The sequence below is a fragment of the Chryseobacterium elymi genome, assembly GCF_003385495.1.
Lineage (GTDB): Bacteria > Bacteroidota > Bacteroidia > Flavobacteriales > Weeksellaceae > Chryseobacterium > Chryseobacterium elymi.
The window spans coordinates 142,501-158,547 of record NZ_QNUH01000007.1 but is presented as its reverse complement, the minus strand read 5'-3'; the positions used below and the strand labels follow the sequence as shown (position 1 = coordinate 158,547).

Below are 16,047 nucleotides of genomic sequence, written 5' to 3'. Positions count from 1 at the left end.
TTATCAATTATTTAATCATTTAATTCTATGAAAAATCTAAAATTAGGAATTTCAGCATTGGCGCTTACTGTTGCCTCTACTGTCTTTGCGCAGACTACCAATAATCCGTGGTTGATCGGAGTTGGTGCTCATGCGGAAAACCACAAGGCAGCGCAGACAAAATTCAGTAACACGTTCTCTGCTAATAATTTAACGAAGACGATGTTCAACATGAACAACTTCTCTATTACACCTCCATTATCTAAATTAACAGTTGCTAGAAACATCGGTAAAGGTTTAGTTATTGACTGGCAGACTTCCGTAGGTAATGTTGATAATCAGAGATTTAACATGGGAAAAGAATTTTTCCTAATGACAGGTCTTGGTTTCCAGGCTAAAGCAGCTGGTCTTCTATGGAATGAAGAATCTTGGTTCGATCCATATTTGAGAGTTGGTGCTAACTATCTAAGACATGACTACACTGCTCTTACTTTCCCAAGAAACGATTACAAAGGTGAATCTGTTTCTAATGGAGATGGTGGTAACGAAAATGGTAAAGCTAATCACTTTGCACTTGCTACAGGTGCTGGTGCTAACTTCTGGGTAACTAAGAACTTCGGTCTTGGTGTTCAGGGAGATTATGTATCAACTCCAGGTGACAAATCTACAGTGGCTAACTTCTGGCAAGCTTCTGCATCGATCTTATTCAGATTTGGTAACAGAGATAGAGATAAGGATGGTATCCTAGATAAAGATGATCTTTGTCCAGATACTCCTGGTTTACCAGAATTCCAAGGATGTCCTGATACTGACGGTGACGGAGTTCCAGATAAAGACGATCAGTGTCCAGATGTAGCTGGTCCAGTTGAAAACAACGGTTGTCCTTGGCCAGATACAGATGGTGACGGTGTTATCGACAAAGATGATGCTTGTCCTACAGTTGCAGGTCCTGCTGAAAACAACGGTTGTCCTTGGCCAGATACAGACGGTGACGGAATCTTAGATAAAGATGACGCTTGTCCTACAGTTCCAGGTCTTCCAGAATACAACGGATGTCCTAAGCCTAAGAAACAAACTGCTATTGAAACTACAGAGGCACTTAAAGGTATCTTCTTTGACTTCAATAAAGCGACTATCAGACCAGAATCTAGTGCAAAACTAGACAACGCTGCTAAAATCATCAAAACTGATGGAGGTAACTATTTAGTTGAAGGTCAAACTGATGCTAAAGGTGCTGCTGAGTACAACTTGAAACTTTCTAGACAAAGAGCTGCTTCAGTAGTATCTGCTCTAGAAGCTAGAGGTGTTGATGCTAGTTCTCTTAAATCAATCGGAGTTGGTGAAACTAAAGCTACAGTTTCTGAAAAAGCTTCTGATGCTGAAAGACAAGCTGATAGAAAAGTTATCGTAACTGCTGTTGAAGATGCTAACGAGTGGAACGCAATCAAGAAAAAAGATTACGAAGATGCTCCAGTGAAAAAAGCTACTAAAAAATCTACAGCTAAGAAAAAAGTAGTTAAAAAGAGAAAATAATTAATTTTTCTAAATAATTAATACCTCCAATTTTTTGGGGGTATTTTTTTTTTGTTGACTTTTAGTTAATTTTGTTGAAAATTTAAAAATTAAAATGGGAAGAGCATTTGAATATAGAAAAGCTTCTAAAATGGCCAGATGGGATAAAATGGCCAAAACATTCTCTAAGATCGGTAAAGATATTGCGCTGGCAGTGAAAGCAGGAGGTACAGATCCTGAAGCCAATCCTGCTTTAAGAAGATGTATCCAGAATGCCAAAGGTGCAAATATGCCCAAAGACAATGTGGAAAGAGCGATCAAAAAAGCAAGTGGTGCTGATGCGGAAAACTACGAAGAAGTTACTTATGAAGGATACGGACAGGGTGGTGTTGCCTTCTTTGTTGAATGTACGACTAATAATACTACCAGAACCGTTGCCAATGTAAGAGCCATTTTCAACAAGTTTGATGGTAACCTTGGTAAGAATGGCGAATTAGCTTTCATTTTCGACAGAAAAGGAATTTTCAGTCTGGATCTGGCTCAGATTAAGATGGATTGGGACGATTTTGAAATGGAAATGATTGATGGGGGTGCTGAAGATGTGGAAAAAGATGAGGATGAAGTAATGATTACTACGGCTTTTGAAGATTTCGGTTCACTGTCACATAAATTAGACGAATTAGGAATTGAGGCAAAGAGCGCAGAACTTCAGAGAATTCCGAACAACACCAAAGAAGTAAATGAAGAGCAGTTCAAAGCCAATATGAAAATGCTTGAGCGTTTCGAAGACGATGATGATGTGCAAAATGTTTATCATAATATGGAAATAACAGATGAGCTGATGAACTTACTGTAAAAAATAACATAGCATTCATATATAGTTAACTTTCAATTAGTTTCTTTGTATAAAACTATGAAAAGAAACGTTGAGTTAGTTGTTATATCGGATGTTCATTTGGGAACTTATGGATGTAAGGCTAAGGAACTGTTACGGTATCTCAATTCTATCCAGCCTAAAACGTTAGTTTTGAATGGTGATATTATTGATATCTGGCAGTTTAAAAAGTCTTACTTCCCTAAACCTCATTTGAAAGTGATCAAAAAGATACTTTCATTAGCTACTAAAAATACACAGGTCTATTATATTACAGGCAACCACGATGAAATGTTCCGGAAGTTTACGGATTTTGAATTAGGAAAACTAAAAGTCTGCAATAAGATCTGTCTTGATATTGATCAAAAGAAAACATGGATATTTCATGGAGATGTTTTCGACGCGTCCGTTCAGCATTCCAAATGGATCGCAAAACTTGGCGGGAAAGGCTATGACCTGCTGATTGTCATCAATAATGTTGTCAATTGGTTTTTAGAGAAAATGGGCAAAGAAAAATATTCGTTTTCCAAGAAGATCAAAAATAATGTAAAAAAGGCTGTTAAATATATCGGCGACTTTGAATTGACTGCTTCCGAACTGGCCATTGACAATCATTATGATTATGTAATCTGTGGGCATATCCACCAGCCTCAGATCCGCGAAGTCATCACTAAAAAAGGATCCTGTACCTATTTAAACTCAGGAGACTGGATCGAAAACCTCTCGGCTCTTGAATATCATGATAAAGCATGGAAGATATTTTATTATGATGACCACAAAGATTCACTTAAAGACGACGAAGTAGAAGAGATCCAGGATATGGACAGTTCCGAGCTTCTGAAAATGGTAACTAATTTTTCTTAAATGAAAGTACTGTATGCATTTCAAGGCACGGGCAACGGGCATGTTGCCAGAGCGCAGGAAATAATTCCCATCCTTAAAAAATATGCTTCGGTTGACACATTAATCAGTGGTCATCAATCGCAGTTAAAGGCTGATTTTGACATTAATTTCCAATATAGAGGTATTTCTCTTCTTTATAATAAAACAGGCGGTTTATCCTATCGCAAAACGTTTACCGAAAATAAATTTCTTGAAGCTGTAAAAACAATACGGGAACTGGACCTTTCACAGTATGGTCTGATCATTAATGATTATGAGCCTTTAACTGGCTGGGCCAGTAAGCTGAAGAAGCTTCCAATGATTGAACTGAGCCATCAGGCTTCCATGAGTTTTGCGGAAACACCAAAACCAGAAAAGAAAGATTTACTGGGTGAACTGATCCTTAAATATTATGTTCCCAGTGAAAGAAAAATTGGTTTTCATTTTGAAAATTACCATCCTCAGATCAAAAAACCGGTAATCAGGCATAAAATCCGGAACCTCAACCCGGATAAAAAAGGATATTATCTTGTTTATCTTCCCAGCTTTGCAGATGAGAATATCATCAAAGTTCTAAAACAGATTCCTGTACAGTGGAAAGTGTTTTCCAAGCACAGCAAAGCACAGGTTAAAGTTAAGAATGTAGAAGTTTTCCCGATTGATGAGGTTCAGTATCTGAAATATTTCGAGAGCTGTGACGGCATTTTATGCAATGCAGGTTTTGAGACTCCCGCAGAAGCTCTTTTTCTGGATAAGAAACTGTTTGTGATCCCTATTCATAACCAGTATGAGCAGGAATGTAACGCTAGTGCTTTAAATCTTATGGGTGTCTCAAATTCTAAAGTGCTAAATCTTCAGGAAATCATGGAATGGGTGGCTTCAGACCATCATTTAAAAGTAGATTATCCGGATGATATTGAGGAAATTCTGATAAATGAAGTTTTAGTTCTTTAGAAAAATATCATCTACATCACTCATTCTTGTCATCACGGCTCTTGCGTAAGAACAGTGAGGATATACTTTCCAGTTATTTTCCCGGGCAAATTTTATAGCTTCTTCAACCAAATATTTTCCCATTCCGCGACCTTCAAATTCCGGATGTACCAGTACAAAAGAAATAATAAACTTATTTTCTTCCGGAAAAATAGTATAGGTAAGTCTTCCGACTTCTTTTATTTCATTGTTCAATGTTAGAACACCGCCGTTTCCTGATTTATTGTTTTCAAATCTCATAATTCAAAGCTTTGTTTTAAAGATGCAAAAATTGCACCGACAGGATGATTTTAATGATAAATTATCAATTGTGAATTTGCTTCGCAGTCAATTTTTTAACTTTATTAAGTACAGAAAGTATTTTTTTAACATTACTAATTGAACGATTCACTTGCGAAGCAAAATTGACCATTGAAATATCAGTTGTCTTTCCCTGTATAGTAATTATAATCCTTAATCACCACATTGATAAACTGTCTCTCCGTCATCTTCCTGGGATCTATTTCCAGTTTTAAAATGCTTTTGATCTTATCAGAAAGCCGGCTGATGATCTGGCGGTCGCCTACTTTCAGAGCTTTGGTGTAATTATCTTTGATGATCCGCATATCGTTATCACTTAATGCAATAACCTGGGGAAATGAAGGAACATAGTCTTCATGAATATTTTCTAAGATGGTATGGGAAATATTAATATTATTCTTTAAAGAGATCACCGCAGTACCGGAAGCAATATCGCCCAGCCGCTGGTTATTTTTAGAAACAATCATGGAGATCAGGCCGACAACACCGGCTGCTGAAGTATCGATCAGTCTGAAAACCCAGCGGATCAGATAATCACCAAACCCAGCCTGGTAACCATCAATTTTTACAACCCGGATTTTCATCAGCTTTTTCCCGGGAGTCTGTCCTTCCATCAGACTTTCTAAAACAACGGGATAAATATAAACAGGAAATGTAAGAACAATATAAACCGCCATGACAGACCATTGATCTAGTCCTGCCAATAAATATCCGAGATCAAAAATATTGAAGAAAAGATAAAATATAATGACCGTATAAGCAACCTTTATCAAAAGATCGATAATGAAGGCAAGCATTCTTTCCCCAACACTGGCAATATTAAATTTAATATTTACATTTTGTGAGGTATTTATCGCAATTTGAGACATAATTTTTATTATTTTAGCCTTACAATTATGAGAGAGGTTTATTTCATTAAACAAAATAAAGAAAAATGGTTGGGAATTGAACAGGTTATTCAAGGTAAAATTAAAAAAAATCCTGATGACCTGTCTTCGCTGTATATCAACCTGATCAATGACCTTTCATTTGCACAGACCTATTATCCTAAAAGCAATACGACAGTATATCTGAATCACCTGTCTTCACAGATATACCAGAAGATCTATAAAACCAAAAGAGTAGAAGAGAACAGGTTCATCTATTTCTTCAGTACAGAAGTTCCCCTGCTGGTACATCAATACAGAAGATACCTTGTGTACGCCTTTCTGTTTTTCATTTTATTTACCTCAATTGGTGTACTTTCCGGAGCTTATGATAAAGACTTTGCGAATATCATTCTTGGAGAAGACTATGTTAATGAGACCATAGAAAACATTAAAAAAGGTAATGCTGTAGGAATTTATCAAAGCGGTTCTACCTGGGGAAGCACAATTGGGATCATTTTCAACAACATTGGAGTAGGGACGAAATTATATATCTATGGGATTATGGGAGGAGTAGGGACATTGTTTGCCCTGCTTTCCAACAGTGTTATGCTGGGATCCTTTCAGTATTTTTTCTATGATTATGGTGCTCTGAAAGACAGTGCAAGAGGAATCTGGCTTCACGGTGTTTTCGAGATCTTTGCAATGGTGGTAGAAGCCATGTGTGGTCTGATTTTGGGAGCAAGCATTCTGTTTCCAAGAACGTTTTCAAGATTCAATTCCTTTAAAAAAGGATTTAAGGACTCATTTAAGATATTCCTCAGTACCATTCCGTTTACCATTTGTGCAGGGATTATCGAAGGCTATGTGACCAGACATGCTTTGAAAATGCCGTTGATGCTAAATTTGGCTATAATAATCAGTTCACTTGCCATTATAGGATTTTACTACTTTGTTTATCCTTCATTGGTTTATAAAAAAAATAATAACCACAACCATCATGATGCAGTTTTATAAAAAAAGAGAATTTGGAGCTTTCATCAGTGACAGCTTTAATTTTTTCAAATTATATGGGAAGAACTATTTTAAAAACTATATTCTGATCAACGGACTGCTGTTAATCTTAACAGTTGCTGTAGTTGTTTTTGGCTTTAAAGAAATTTTCGGACAGCTTATCGGTTCCAATACCAGTGGAGAAATCTATTATTTTGAAAGGTATTTCTCAGAAAATGCAGGAATGCTGATCGTTGCCGGAATACTGGTTTTTGTACTCTTTGTCCTTTTGGGAATAGTCAATTATCTCTATCCGGTTTTCTATCTGAAAAGGATTACTGAAGGAGCTCAAAAGATCAAGGCAGATGAGATTCTGGGTGATTTTAAACGAAATGCCGGAAGAATTGCTAAAATGTGTATAGGGATGCTGTTTATCGTGCTTCCCATAATGATGATCCTGGTGGGGTTTTCTTATGTATTGATGCTGATTATTATTGGTTTCTTCCTGATGCTGCTTGTTTATCCTACAGCATTCAATGTTTCAGCATTTCTGATGTATGATTATTTTAATACAAAAAGAGGATTTATAGAAAGCCTGAGTTATTCCATAAGATCCCAGTTTTCTTATCCTAACGGGAACGAAAAATCTCCATACTGGAAATATTGGGGAGCATCTATTATCATGTTTGTTATTATGTACATGATTACTTCTGTATTTACATTTATTCCTTTGTTCTTTGTATATGGATCACTTCTTACATCTGCACCAAATGGGAGTTTTGAAGAGAACCCTTTTACAGGAATAGCTGGAATCATTTTGTTTATATTCTATGGATTTTCAATGCTTGCTTCATTATTACTTTCCAATTTGATGTATATCAATGCGGGACTGATGTATTATGACAGCAGGACGGATCTTCACCAGAAAGTTGAACTTGAAGAAATAGAAACCATAGGTATTAATGAATAAACTTCTTTTTTTTCTGCTGTTTTTTTTCTCCATTGGTCCTGTTCATGCACAGGGCAACGATGTGCCTGCAACGGTAGAAGACTATATTGTAGATTCTCTGGGAACGACGGGACATTACAGAAATATGCTCCGGGCAGATTCTGTACTGATCAGAAAACCGGTTTCAGAAAGTCAGATTTACCCAAAGAAGTTTAAAGAGAATATTCAGTCAAGATATAAAGGAAATGAATTTGATTATTCAGTTTCGAAGCCGAAAGAATCTTTTTTCCGGAAACTGATGAGGAAAATAGATAAGATATTGCAAAGTATTTTTGGAGAAGCCGTCTTTACCAATTCTGCAAAAATAACCACTATTCTTATTCGTCTCTTTGCAATTATTCTGGTAGGATTTCTTCTTTATTTTATTATTAAATATCTAATGGGGAAAGATGGAAATCTTTTCTTCGGCAAGAAAAATAAAAAAGTGGATATCAATGCAGAAGAGCTTCATGAAAATATCCACGAGATCAATTTTCCGGAAAGCATTGCAAAATTTGAGCGACAAGGCGATTACCGTTCTGCGGTCCGTTACCAGTTTCTGTTTGTTCTGAAAAAACTGAGTGATAAAAAGCAGATCAATTGGAATCCTGAAAAGACGAATAAGGATTATGTGTTGGAACTTAAAGCAGAACATCTGAAAAATGAATTTTCCGGGCTGTCCTATATTTTCGATTATGTTTGGTACGGAGAATTCACCATTGATGAACAGAATTACCTGAAATTTAAAGACCAATACCTGGCATTTAAGCCGTAATTAAACAATTAACCATGAAAAAAACCTTCAAAATATATGCTGTGATATTCATCGTTGTGATGCTTATTCTGGCGTTGCTTGAAGTCAATAAAAAAGAAACTACAGACTGGCGTAAAAATTTTAATATCAACGAAAAGTCACCGTTTGGTCTGTTTGTTTTTAATAATGAAGCCAAAGATCTTTTTAAAAATAATCTGAAAAAAACAGAAGAAACCCCTTACGACTATTATGGACAGAGAAAAAAAAGCCCACATAATATCCTCGTTATAGAAAAAAATCTGGATAAAGAATCCTGGAAAAAAATTCTGGACCAGGTATCAAACGGTTCAGATGCGATGATTCTGGTGAGCAGGGTTTCTAAAGATATTGCAGACAGTATTGGCTACCATAGCTCAGATATTTCTTTTGAAGAGGAAAATGTACTGAAACTTACGGATAAAGAATACCAGAACGATTTTATTAAACTGGATAAATTTCCCTCAGGCAGAGGATTCTCATACATTAAACCTAAAGTGGAAGTACTGGGAAGGACGGTGGAAAAAAATAATTCTGACCAGGCAAATTTTATTAAAACCAAGTTTGGAAAAGGAACGATCTATGTACACTGTGAACCCCTTTTCCTTACCAATTATTATCTTTTAAAACCTGGGAGTTTGAAATATACACAGGATGTTTTTTCGTATCTTCAGGATAGGGAAACCATCTGGTTTGTGGAAAATGACACCAAAGTTTCACGTTTCTTCATGAGGTTTGTTCTGTCCAATCCCGCATTGAAGTATGCCTGGTGGGTGTTTTTAGGCGGGCTTGTACTGTTCATTTTCTTTGATGCGAAAAGAAAACAGCGGATAGTTCCTGTTTTGGAACCGTTGAGAAATACTTCGGTGGATTTTGTAAAAAGCATTGGAAATCTTTATCTTCAGGAAGGAAATTTTCATGATATGATGGCCAAAAAAGCCCAGTATTTTCTGAATAAGATAAGAATGGACCTGCTTATAGATACTCAGAATCTGGATGCAGAATTTGCTAAGAAGCTTCATTTAAAAACGGGAAAACCAATAGAAATGATAGATGAAGCCATAGCTTTGATGAGAAAAGGACAGGATCCTTATGCCGGTGTCATGAAAGAAGACCTTGAGAGAATGAATAAACTTCTTGACGAAATACTCAAATAATATAGCAATCTAGTAATGTAACAATGTACCAATAGAGGATGAGCAGAAATATTGGCTGACGATAAAACTACTGACTGTTAAGTCGTTACATTGTTGTTGAAAAAAAATACTTATGGAAAACCTTGAAAATCAGAATGTAGAGAATCAAAGTTCTATCAATTTAAATAAAAACGAGGAACAGTTTCAATCGAGAATTGATATGATTGAGTTGCGTGCCAGTTTAGATAAAGTAAAATCCGAAATAGCCAAGGTTATTGTTGGGCAGGAAAGCATGGTCGAGCATCTTATTGCAGCCCTTTTATCAAACGGGCATGTGTTGATTGAAGGTGTTCCCGGGGTGGCGAAAACCATTACAGCCAAGCTTCTGGCAAAAACTATTGATGCAGGCTTCAGCAGGATCCAGTTTACACCGGATCTTATGCCTTCCGATATTCTGGGAACCTCTGTTTTCAGTGTAAAAAACTCTGAGTTTGAATTTAAAAAAGGGCCTATCTTTTCCAGCTTCATATTAATTGATGAGATCAACAGATCTCCTGCAAAAACCCAGGCAGCATTGTTTGAGGTAATGGAAGAAAGACAGATCACCATGGACGGAATCCGCTACATCATGGATGAGCCATTCCTGGTAGTAGCTACCCAAAATCCGATAGAGCACGAAGGAACTTACAGGCTTCCTGAAGCGCAGCTGGACCGTTTTCTCTTCAAAATCAATGTAGGATATCCGAATCTTGAACAGGAAATCGCCATCATCAGAAACCAGCACGAAAGCAAAAAAGAAGATAAAACTGAGGGCGTCAACCGTGTCATTACTGCCGAACAGCTGAAAAGCTATCAGCATTTGGTAAAAGAGATCATCGTAGAATCTCAGCTTATGGAATATATTGCTAAAATTATAGTCAATACAAGAGAGAACCAGTTTTTATATCTGGGTGCTTCTCCAAGAGCTTCATTAGCCCTGCTTACAGCTTCCAAATCTTTCGCAGCGCTTAGGGGAAGAGACTTTGTGACCCCTGAAGATATCAAGGAGGCAAGCTACGCGGTATTAAGACACAGAGTGATCGTTTCTCCGGAAAGAGAGATGGAAGGCCTTACAGCAGATGAAATTATACGCCAGATCTTAGAGGGAATAGAGATTCCGAGGTAGATCGTAGGAATTAGGATTTAGAGATTAGGGGATGAACATATTTGTTTCATCGCAATTTAGCCTCTAGTCTCTAAATCCTAAACCCTAATCCCTGAAAAAATGAAAAACCTATACATCAATACACGATTTTTCTTTTCGCTCATCGGAGTGGGGATACTGTATGTTCTCACATTTTTCTTTCCGGTTCTGATGTTGGCGGCCCATATTTTATTGCTGTTATGCTTTTTTGCGGTAATGGTAGATTATCTTTTACTGTTTAATCAAAAGAATGCCGTGCTTGCCCAAAGAATATTGCCGGAAAAACTGTCCAATGGGGATGAAAATTTTGTAAAAATCGATATTAAAAATAATTACGGTTTTAAGATCAGTACGAAAATCATTGATGAAATTCCGTTCCAGTTCCAGAAAAGAGACTTTCTGATTACAAAAAGTATTGAATCGGGCAGAAATACCTACTTCCAGTACAGCCTGGAGCCAAAAGAAAGAGGAGAGTACAGCTTTGGAAGCCTGAATATATATGCCACTTCACCATTAGGCTTTGTGGCCAGAAGGTTTAATTTCCAGAAAGATGCGATGCTGCCCGCCTACCCGTCTTTTGTTCATCTCAGAAAATATGAGCTGATGGCGCTGCAGAGCGAATTTATGCTGGGAGGGATCAAAAAGATCAGAAAACTGGGACATACCATGGAATTTGAGCAGATCAAAGAATATGTTCCCGGCGATGATATCAGAACAATCAACTGGAAAGCCACCTCTAAAACGAACCGGTTGATGGTTAATCAGTTTCAGGATGAAAAATCACAGCGTATCTTTATCCTGATTGATAAAGGAAGAACGATGAAAATGCCTTTCAATGGATTGAGTCTGCTTGATTACTCCATCAATGCAGCTATGGCTCTTTCCCATATTATCCTGAAGAAAGGTGACCGTGCAGGAATGATGACCTTCTCAAAAAAGACCGAAAATAAAATCGCGGCTGAAAACAAATCCGGACAGCTGAAAAAGATCTCGGAAGCACTGTACAATATTAAAACTGATTTTTTTGAAAGTGATTTTAACCGTCTGTACCAGGATGTAAAATATTCTCTGAACCAGAGAAGCCTTGTGTTGCTTTTTACCAATTTTGAAACCCTTGACGGATTAAACCGGCAACTGAAATACCTCCGTGGTATTGCCAAAAACCATCTGCTGGTTGTCGTGTTTTTTAAAAATTCAGAGCTGCATACTCTTATCCATAAAAATCCTGAAAGTATGCAGGAAATCTATGATGAGATTATCGCTGAAAAATTTGAGTTTGAAAAGAAGCTGATCATTCAGGAACTTCGGAAATATGGGATCTACACTGTATATACTCTTCCTGAAAATTTAAATATTGACGTTATCAATAAATATCTTGAGATAAAAGCGAGAGGAATTTTATAAAAACAGTTTAAAGACAAATAAAAAAATAATGGAACTAAAGCCGAGAGAAAGAGCAGGTGCGCTGTTAAAAATAGCAGCATTAAATGAGGGTGCAAAAGACTATATTCTTAACAGTCCTGAGCTCTTTAAATTGCTGTTGAAAGCAGCTAAAAGATACATCGGAGGTGAGAAGATAGAAGAAGCTATAGCAACTGCTAAAAGAATTAACGAGAAAGGGCTTCCTACTTCACTAGAGTTTATGGGAGAAAGCACCCGTTCAGTGGAAGAGTCAGAATCGGTAACTCAACATTTCCTTAACTTGATCAACAAAGTGAAAGAAGAGAACATTGATTCTATCATTTCTTTGGATTTATCACATATTGGGCTTGCCATTGATAAGGATCTGGCTTATAGTAATTTGGTATCACTAGCAGAATCAGCTCACAAAAAGGATATTGAAGTGGTGATTAGCGCAGAAGGAGTGGAAAGAACAGATGATATTATTAACACCTTTTGTAAAATATCTCCTGATTTTTCAAATGTGGGAATTACTCTTCAGGCTTATTTAAACCGTACTCCAAAAGACCTTGAACGAATATTAAATGAAACACAAGGGAAAATAAGAATTGTAAAAGGTGCTTTTGCTGTTCCTCCCGGACATGCTGTAGAGAGAGGAGAACACTTAGATGATCTATACATTAAATATATTGAAACTCTTTTCCTTAAAAATAGAAAATGTTCTATTGCTACCCATCATAATAAAATTCAAAATAGAGTTAAAGAACTCATTGGAAAATATGACGTTCCAAAATCTAAGTATGAATTTGAAATGTTATTGGGAATACAGGAAGGCCTATTGGATGAAATCCATAGAGAAGGTTACCCATGCAGACAATATATTGTGTATGGTGATGAATGGTATTTGTATATGTGTAACCGAATTGCAGAAAATCCGGATAATCTTTTTCAGGCTATAGTTGATATCATGTCTTAACCTAGGATTTAATGCATAAAGTTTTTTATATTTGAATAAGCATATTGAAAAATACTGAAATATAAATCCGTACAATGAAAATAACACTCAATAGGATAAACGACGATTTTTTATTTGAATGTACCAATTCCCAGGGAAATTCAATCCTTTTGGATAATACTTCACAACCGGGAGCCAAAGGCGTTTCCCCTATGGAAAGTGTACTCATGGCTGTAGCCGGATGCAGTGGAATAGATGTAGTAGCTATCCTCAAAAAACAACGTCAGGAAATCACAGGTTTCCAGGCAGAAGTAGAAGGAGAAAGGGTTCCTGTAGAAGATGCAAAACCATTCAAATCTATCAAAGTAAAATTTCTTTTAGAAGGCAACATAGATCCTAAAAAGGCATTAAAAGCAGCCCAGCTGTCTTTTGAAAAATACTGTTCCGTATCAAAAACTCTGGAGCCGAATGTAGAAATCGGATATGAAGTTCTTGTGAACGGAGAGAAAGTTTAGATATTTTTTAATTGATTATAAAGCTGCCGACCCATTTGGGCCGGCAGCTGCATTTTATACTGTCAATCTAGGTTTCATAAGCTTGGCTACCGTTGCCGTCCATCCTGTCTGATGGGAAGCTCCTACACCACGGCCATTATCTCCATGGAAATATTCAAAGAATGTAATATAATCTTTAAAATGTTCATCATAATTAAACTTGGCATTACCTCCGTTAAACGGTCTCTGCCCGTCTTCATCCTTTAAAAACAGCGAACATAATCTTTTGCTGATATTCTGTGCCACTTCATCCAGGTTTTTCTTCTCACCACTTCCGGTAGGGAATTCTACTTTTAAGCTGTTGCCATAATAAAAATGAAAACGCTGTAAACTTTCCACGATCAGGAAATTGATTGGAAACCAGATAGGTCCTCTCCAGTTACTATTGCCCCCGAACATTCGGCTGTCGCTTTCTGCAGGCGTATAATACACTACATTTTCCGTCCCGTGAACTGAGAATACAAATGGGTTTTCCTCATATACTTTTGACATGGCGCGGATCCCGTAAGAGCTCAGAAATTCATTCTCATCGAGCATTCTTTTCAAAACCTTTGTCAGCCTGTTCTTACGCAAAATGCTCATTAGGTGTTTTCTTCCTTGTCCTTCCTCATCCCAATGGGAAACCAGCTTCGTAAGTTCAGGTTTGTTTTTTAATACCCAGTCCATTCTTGCCTGGAAATTAGGCATTTTCTCTAGTAATTTATGGTCTACAATTTCCACGGCAAACATCGGGATCAATCCTACAATACTTCTTAACTTCAAGGAGACACTGTCGCCGTTACCGAGTTGCAGCACGTCATAGAAAAATCCGTCATCCTCATTCCATAAGCCATCCTTGCCGTCACCCAGGTTTTCCATGGCTTCAGCGATATACAGATAGTGTTCAAAAAATTTGATTGCCATATCCTCATATACTTGGTAGTACTGAGCAAGTTCCATAGCAATCCGCATCATATTAAGCGCGTACATGGCCATCCAGCTTGTTCCATCAGCCTGTTCAAGATGTTGCCCATCCTTCAGTTCCATATTACGGTCAAAAGCCCCGATATTATCCAGACCAAGGAAACCGCCACCAAAAATGTTCTTACCGTTTTTATCCTTTCTATTCACCCACCATGTAAAGTTCAGGAGAAGTTTCTGGAAAACTTTTTCAAGAAATAAAAGGTCAGGCTTACCGTTTTGTTTTTCATCAATTTTGAAAACACGGAAGCAGGACCATGCATGCACCGGTGGATTTACATCGCTCAGGTTCCATTCATAAGCAGGAAGCTGCCCATTCGGATGCATATACCATTCCTTGGTTAAAAGCAGAAGCTGTCCTTTTGCAAATTCGCCGTCAATAATAGAAAAAGGAACGCAGTGAAATGCCAGATCCCAGGTTGCATACCATGGATACTCCCATTTATCAGGCATGGAAATAATATCCTTATTATGAAGATGGTTCCATTCCGTATTTCTTACATACTCGTTGAAATTTCTGGGAGCCTCATGGTTCGGGTCCCCTTTCAGCCATTTCCCTACATTATAATGATAGAACTGCTTATTCCAGAGAAGTCCCGCAAAAGCCTGTCGCTGAACATTCCTTTCGTCTTCAGTTGTTGTTTCACTCTGGATATCATTGTAAAACTCATCGGCTTCGGCAGTTCTTGTACTGAAAATTTCGTCGAACTTATCGAAAGGTTCATCAGTTTCATCAGGACACAACCTGAAATCAAAAGTTTTGGATTGTCCCGCACCAATCATTTCATCAATAATGAAAGATGCTTTGGTTCCTCTCTTTTCCGGATTTACCGTGTTGCTGCCATAAATAATATGATCATTTATTCCATCCTTAAAATAGGTATTTCCCGGATAAGGTGCTCCGTATAATTTGGGAGTATTCGTTTCATTTTCACAGAAAGCACTTTTAGCGGCCAGATTTCTTGAATAGAACTTTTTAATCGAAATGCTGTCGTGGTTAATATCAATACATCCGTCGTATGAAGCATTCATCTGGGCTTTATATGTATTGTAGCCCCATTTCCAGTTGTTTCGGAACCAGGCAGTCGGAGCTATAACGATGGGAGCATCCTGCCGGCTTCTGTTGTGAACCGTTACCCTTGCGAGAATATCATTGTGGTCTGCCTTACAGTATTCAATGAAAATATCGAAATATTCATCGTCATTAAAAATTCCGGTATCAAATATCTCGTATTCAGGTTCCTTTTTGCTTCGTCTGCCGTTTTCGGCAACAAGATCATCATACGGAAAGGCATTGATAGGATATTTATACACCATTTTCATATAGCTGTGGGTAGGTGTATTATCTAAGTAATAAAAGAGTTCTTTGATATCCTCTCCGTGGTTACCCTGAGGATTGCTTAAACCAAAAAACCGCTCTTTTACAATTTTATCTTTTTTGTTCCAAAAGGAAAAGGCAAAACAGAAAATCTGCTTTACATCGGAGATTCCAGCGATCCCTTCTTCGCCCCATCGGTAGGCATAACTTTCTGCATTATTATGGTTGGCGTAATGCCAGGCATTTCCGTTCGGGCTGTAGTCTTCACGTACATTTCCCCATTGCCGGTTGCTGACGTATGGACCCCAGTTTTTCCATTTAGAATCTTGTAATCTTTCTTTTTCAACAGTCATATTTCATCAA

At 37.4% G+C, this 16,047-nt stretch carries 15 protein-coding genes; 12 read left to right on the top strand and 3 right to left on the bottom strand.

Going from position 1 to position 16,047, the window contains the following annotated elements; all coding sequences use genetic code 11:
- Positions 1-27 precede the first annotated feature (27 nt).
- The 4 genes from DRF60_RS10350 (at position 28) to DRF60_RS10335 (ending at position 4,201) form a co-directional block, all read left to right on the top strand.
- Positions 28-1,512 carry an OmpA family protein gene (locus DRF60_RS10350; RefSeq protein ID WP_116012011.1) on the top strand — a complete coding sequence of 495 codons (1,485 nt, stop codon included), beginning with the start codon at positions 28-30 and terminating at the stop codon, positions 1,510-1,512.
- Between the two features lie 94 nt (positions 1,513-1,606).
- Positions 1,607-2,347: a YebC/PmpR family DNA-binding transcriptional regulator gene (locus tag DRF60_RS10345; RefSeq protein ID WP_116012010.1), complete on the top strand. Its 741-nt coding sequence runs from the start codon at positions 1,607-1,609 to the stop codon at positions 2,345-2,347.
- A 57-nt stretch (positions 2,348-2,404) separates the two neighbouring features.
- Positions 2,405-3,229, top strand: coding sequence for a UDP-2,3-diacylglucosamine diphosphatase (locus DRF60_RS10340; RefSeq protein ID WP_116012009.1), 825 nt, complete (start codon positions 2,405-2,407; stop codon positions 3,227-3,229).
- Positions 3,230-4,201, top strand: a complete 972-nt coding sequence (locus DRF60_RS10335; protein WP_116012008.1) for a glycosyltransferase family protein — start codon at positions 3,230-3,232, stop codon at positions 4,199-4,201. It abuts the gene before it with no gap.
- Here the strand turns inward: DRF60_RS10335 and DRF60_RS10330 are convergent.
- Both DRF60_RS10330 and DRF60_RS10325 read right to left on the bottom strand, forming a co-directional pair.
- Positions 4,190-4,480 (bottom strand): GNAT family N-acetyltransferase, encoded by a 291-nt coding sequence (locus DRF60_RS10330; protein WP_116012007.1) that lies wholly within the window; start codon positions 4,478-4,480, stop codon positions 4,190-4,192. The two genes, DRF60_RS10335 and DRF60_RS10330, sit on opposite strands and share 12 nt — an antisense overlap.
- A 179-nt stretch (positions 4,481-4,659) precedes the next feature.
- Positions 4,660-5,409 carry an RDD family protein gene (locus DRF60_RS10325; RefSeq protein WP_116012006.1) on the bottom strand — a complete coding sequence of 250 codons (750 nt, stop codon included), beginning with the start codon at positions 5,407-5,409 and terminating at the stop codon, positions 4,660-4,662.
- A 27-nt stretch (positions 5,410-5,436) separates the two neighbouring features.
- Between DRF60_RS10325 and DRF60_RS10320 the strand changes: the two genes are divergently transcribed.
- From DRF60_RS10320 to DRF60_RS10285, 8 genes are all read left to right on the top strand, one after another.
- A complete protein-coding gene (locus DRF60_RS10320) occupies positions 5,437-6,423 on the top strand; it encodes a stage II sporulation protein M (protein ID WP_116012005.1) in 987 nt (328 codons plus the stop codon).
- Entirely contained in the window at positions 6,407-7,369 is a 963-nt protein-coding gene (locus tag DRF60_RS10315) for a DUF4013 domain-containing protein (RefSeq protein WP_116012004.1), read from the top strand. The genes DRF60_RS10320 and DRF60_RS10315 overlap by 17 nt, the downstream gene beginning before the upstream one ends.
- Positions 7,362-8,162 carry a DUF4129 domain-containing protein gene (locus DRF60_RS10310; protein WP_116012003.1) on the top strand — a complete coding sequence of 267 codons (801 nt, stop codon included), beginning with the start codon at positions 7,362-7,364 and terminating at the stop codon, positions 8,160-8,162. Before DRF60_RS10315 ends, DRF60_RS10310 begins: the two co-directional genes overlap by 8 nt.
- A gap of 14 nt (positions 8,163-8,176) precedes the next feature.
- Entirely contained in the window at positions 8,177-9,334 is a 1,158-nt protein-coding gene (locus DRF60_RS10305) for a hypothetical protein (protein WP_116012002.1), read from the top strand.
- Positions 9,335-9,446: 112 nt separating this feature from the next.
- Positions 9,447-10,478: an AAA family ATPase gene (locus tag DRF60_RS10300; protein ID WP_116012001.1), complete on the top strand. Its 1,032-nt coding sequence runs from the start codon at positions 9,447-9,449 to the stop codon at positions 10,476-10,478.
- A 99-nt stretch (positions 10,479-10,577) separates the two neighbouring features.
- Positions 10,578-11,900 (top strand): DUF58 domain-containing protein, encoded by a 1,323-nt coding sequence (locus DRF60_RS10295; RefSeq protein ID WP_116012000.1) that lies wholly within the window; start codon positions 10,578-10,580, stop codon positions 11,898-11,900.
- 28 nt (positions 11,901-11,928) lie between these two features.
- Positions 11,929-12,873: a proline dehydrogenase family protein gene (locus tag DRF60_RS10290; RefSeq protein WP_116011999.1), complete on the top strand. Its 945-nt coding sequence runs from the start codon at positions 11,929-11,931 to the stop codon at positions 12,871-12,873.
- A gap of 74 nt (positions 12,874-12,947) precedes the next feature.
- A complete protein-coding gene (locus tag DRF60_RS10285; RefSeq protein ID WP_111957185.1) occupies positions 12,948-13,367 on the top strand; it encodes an OsmC family protein in 420 nt (139 codons plus the stop codon).
- A gap of 54 nt (positions 13,368-13,421) precedes the next feature.
- Here the strand turns inward: DRF60_RS10285 and DRF60_RS10280 are convergent, their stop codons facing one another.
- Positions 13,422-16,037, bottom strand: coding sequence for an MGH1-like glycoside hydrolase domain-containing protein (locus DRF60_RS10280; RefSeq protein ID WP_116011998.1), 2,616 nt, complete (start codon positions 16,035-16,037; stop codon positions 13,422-13,424).
- Positions 16,038-16,047: the final 10 nt, after the last annotated feature.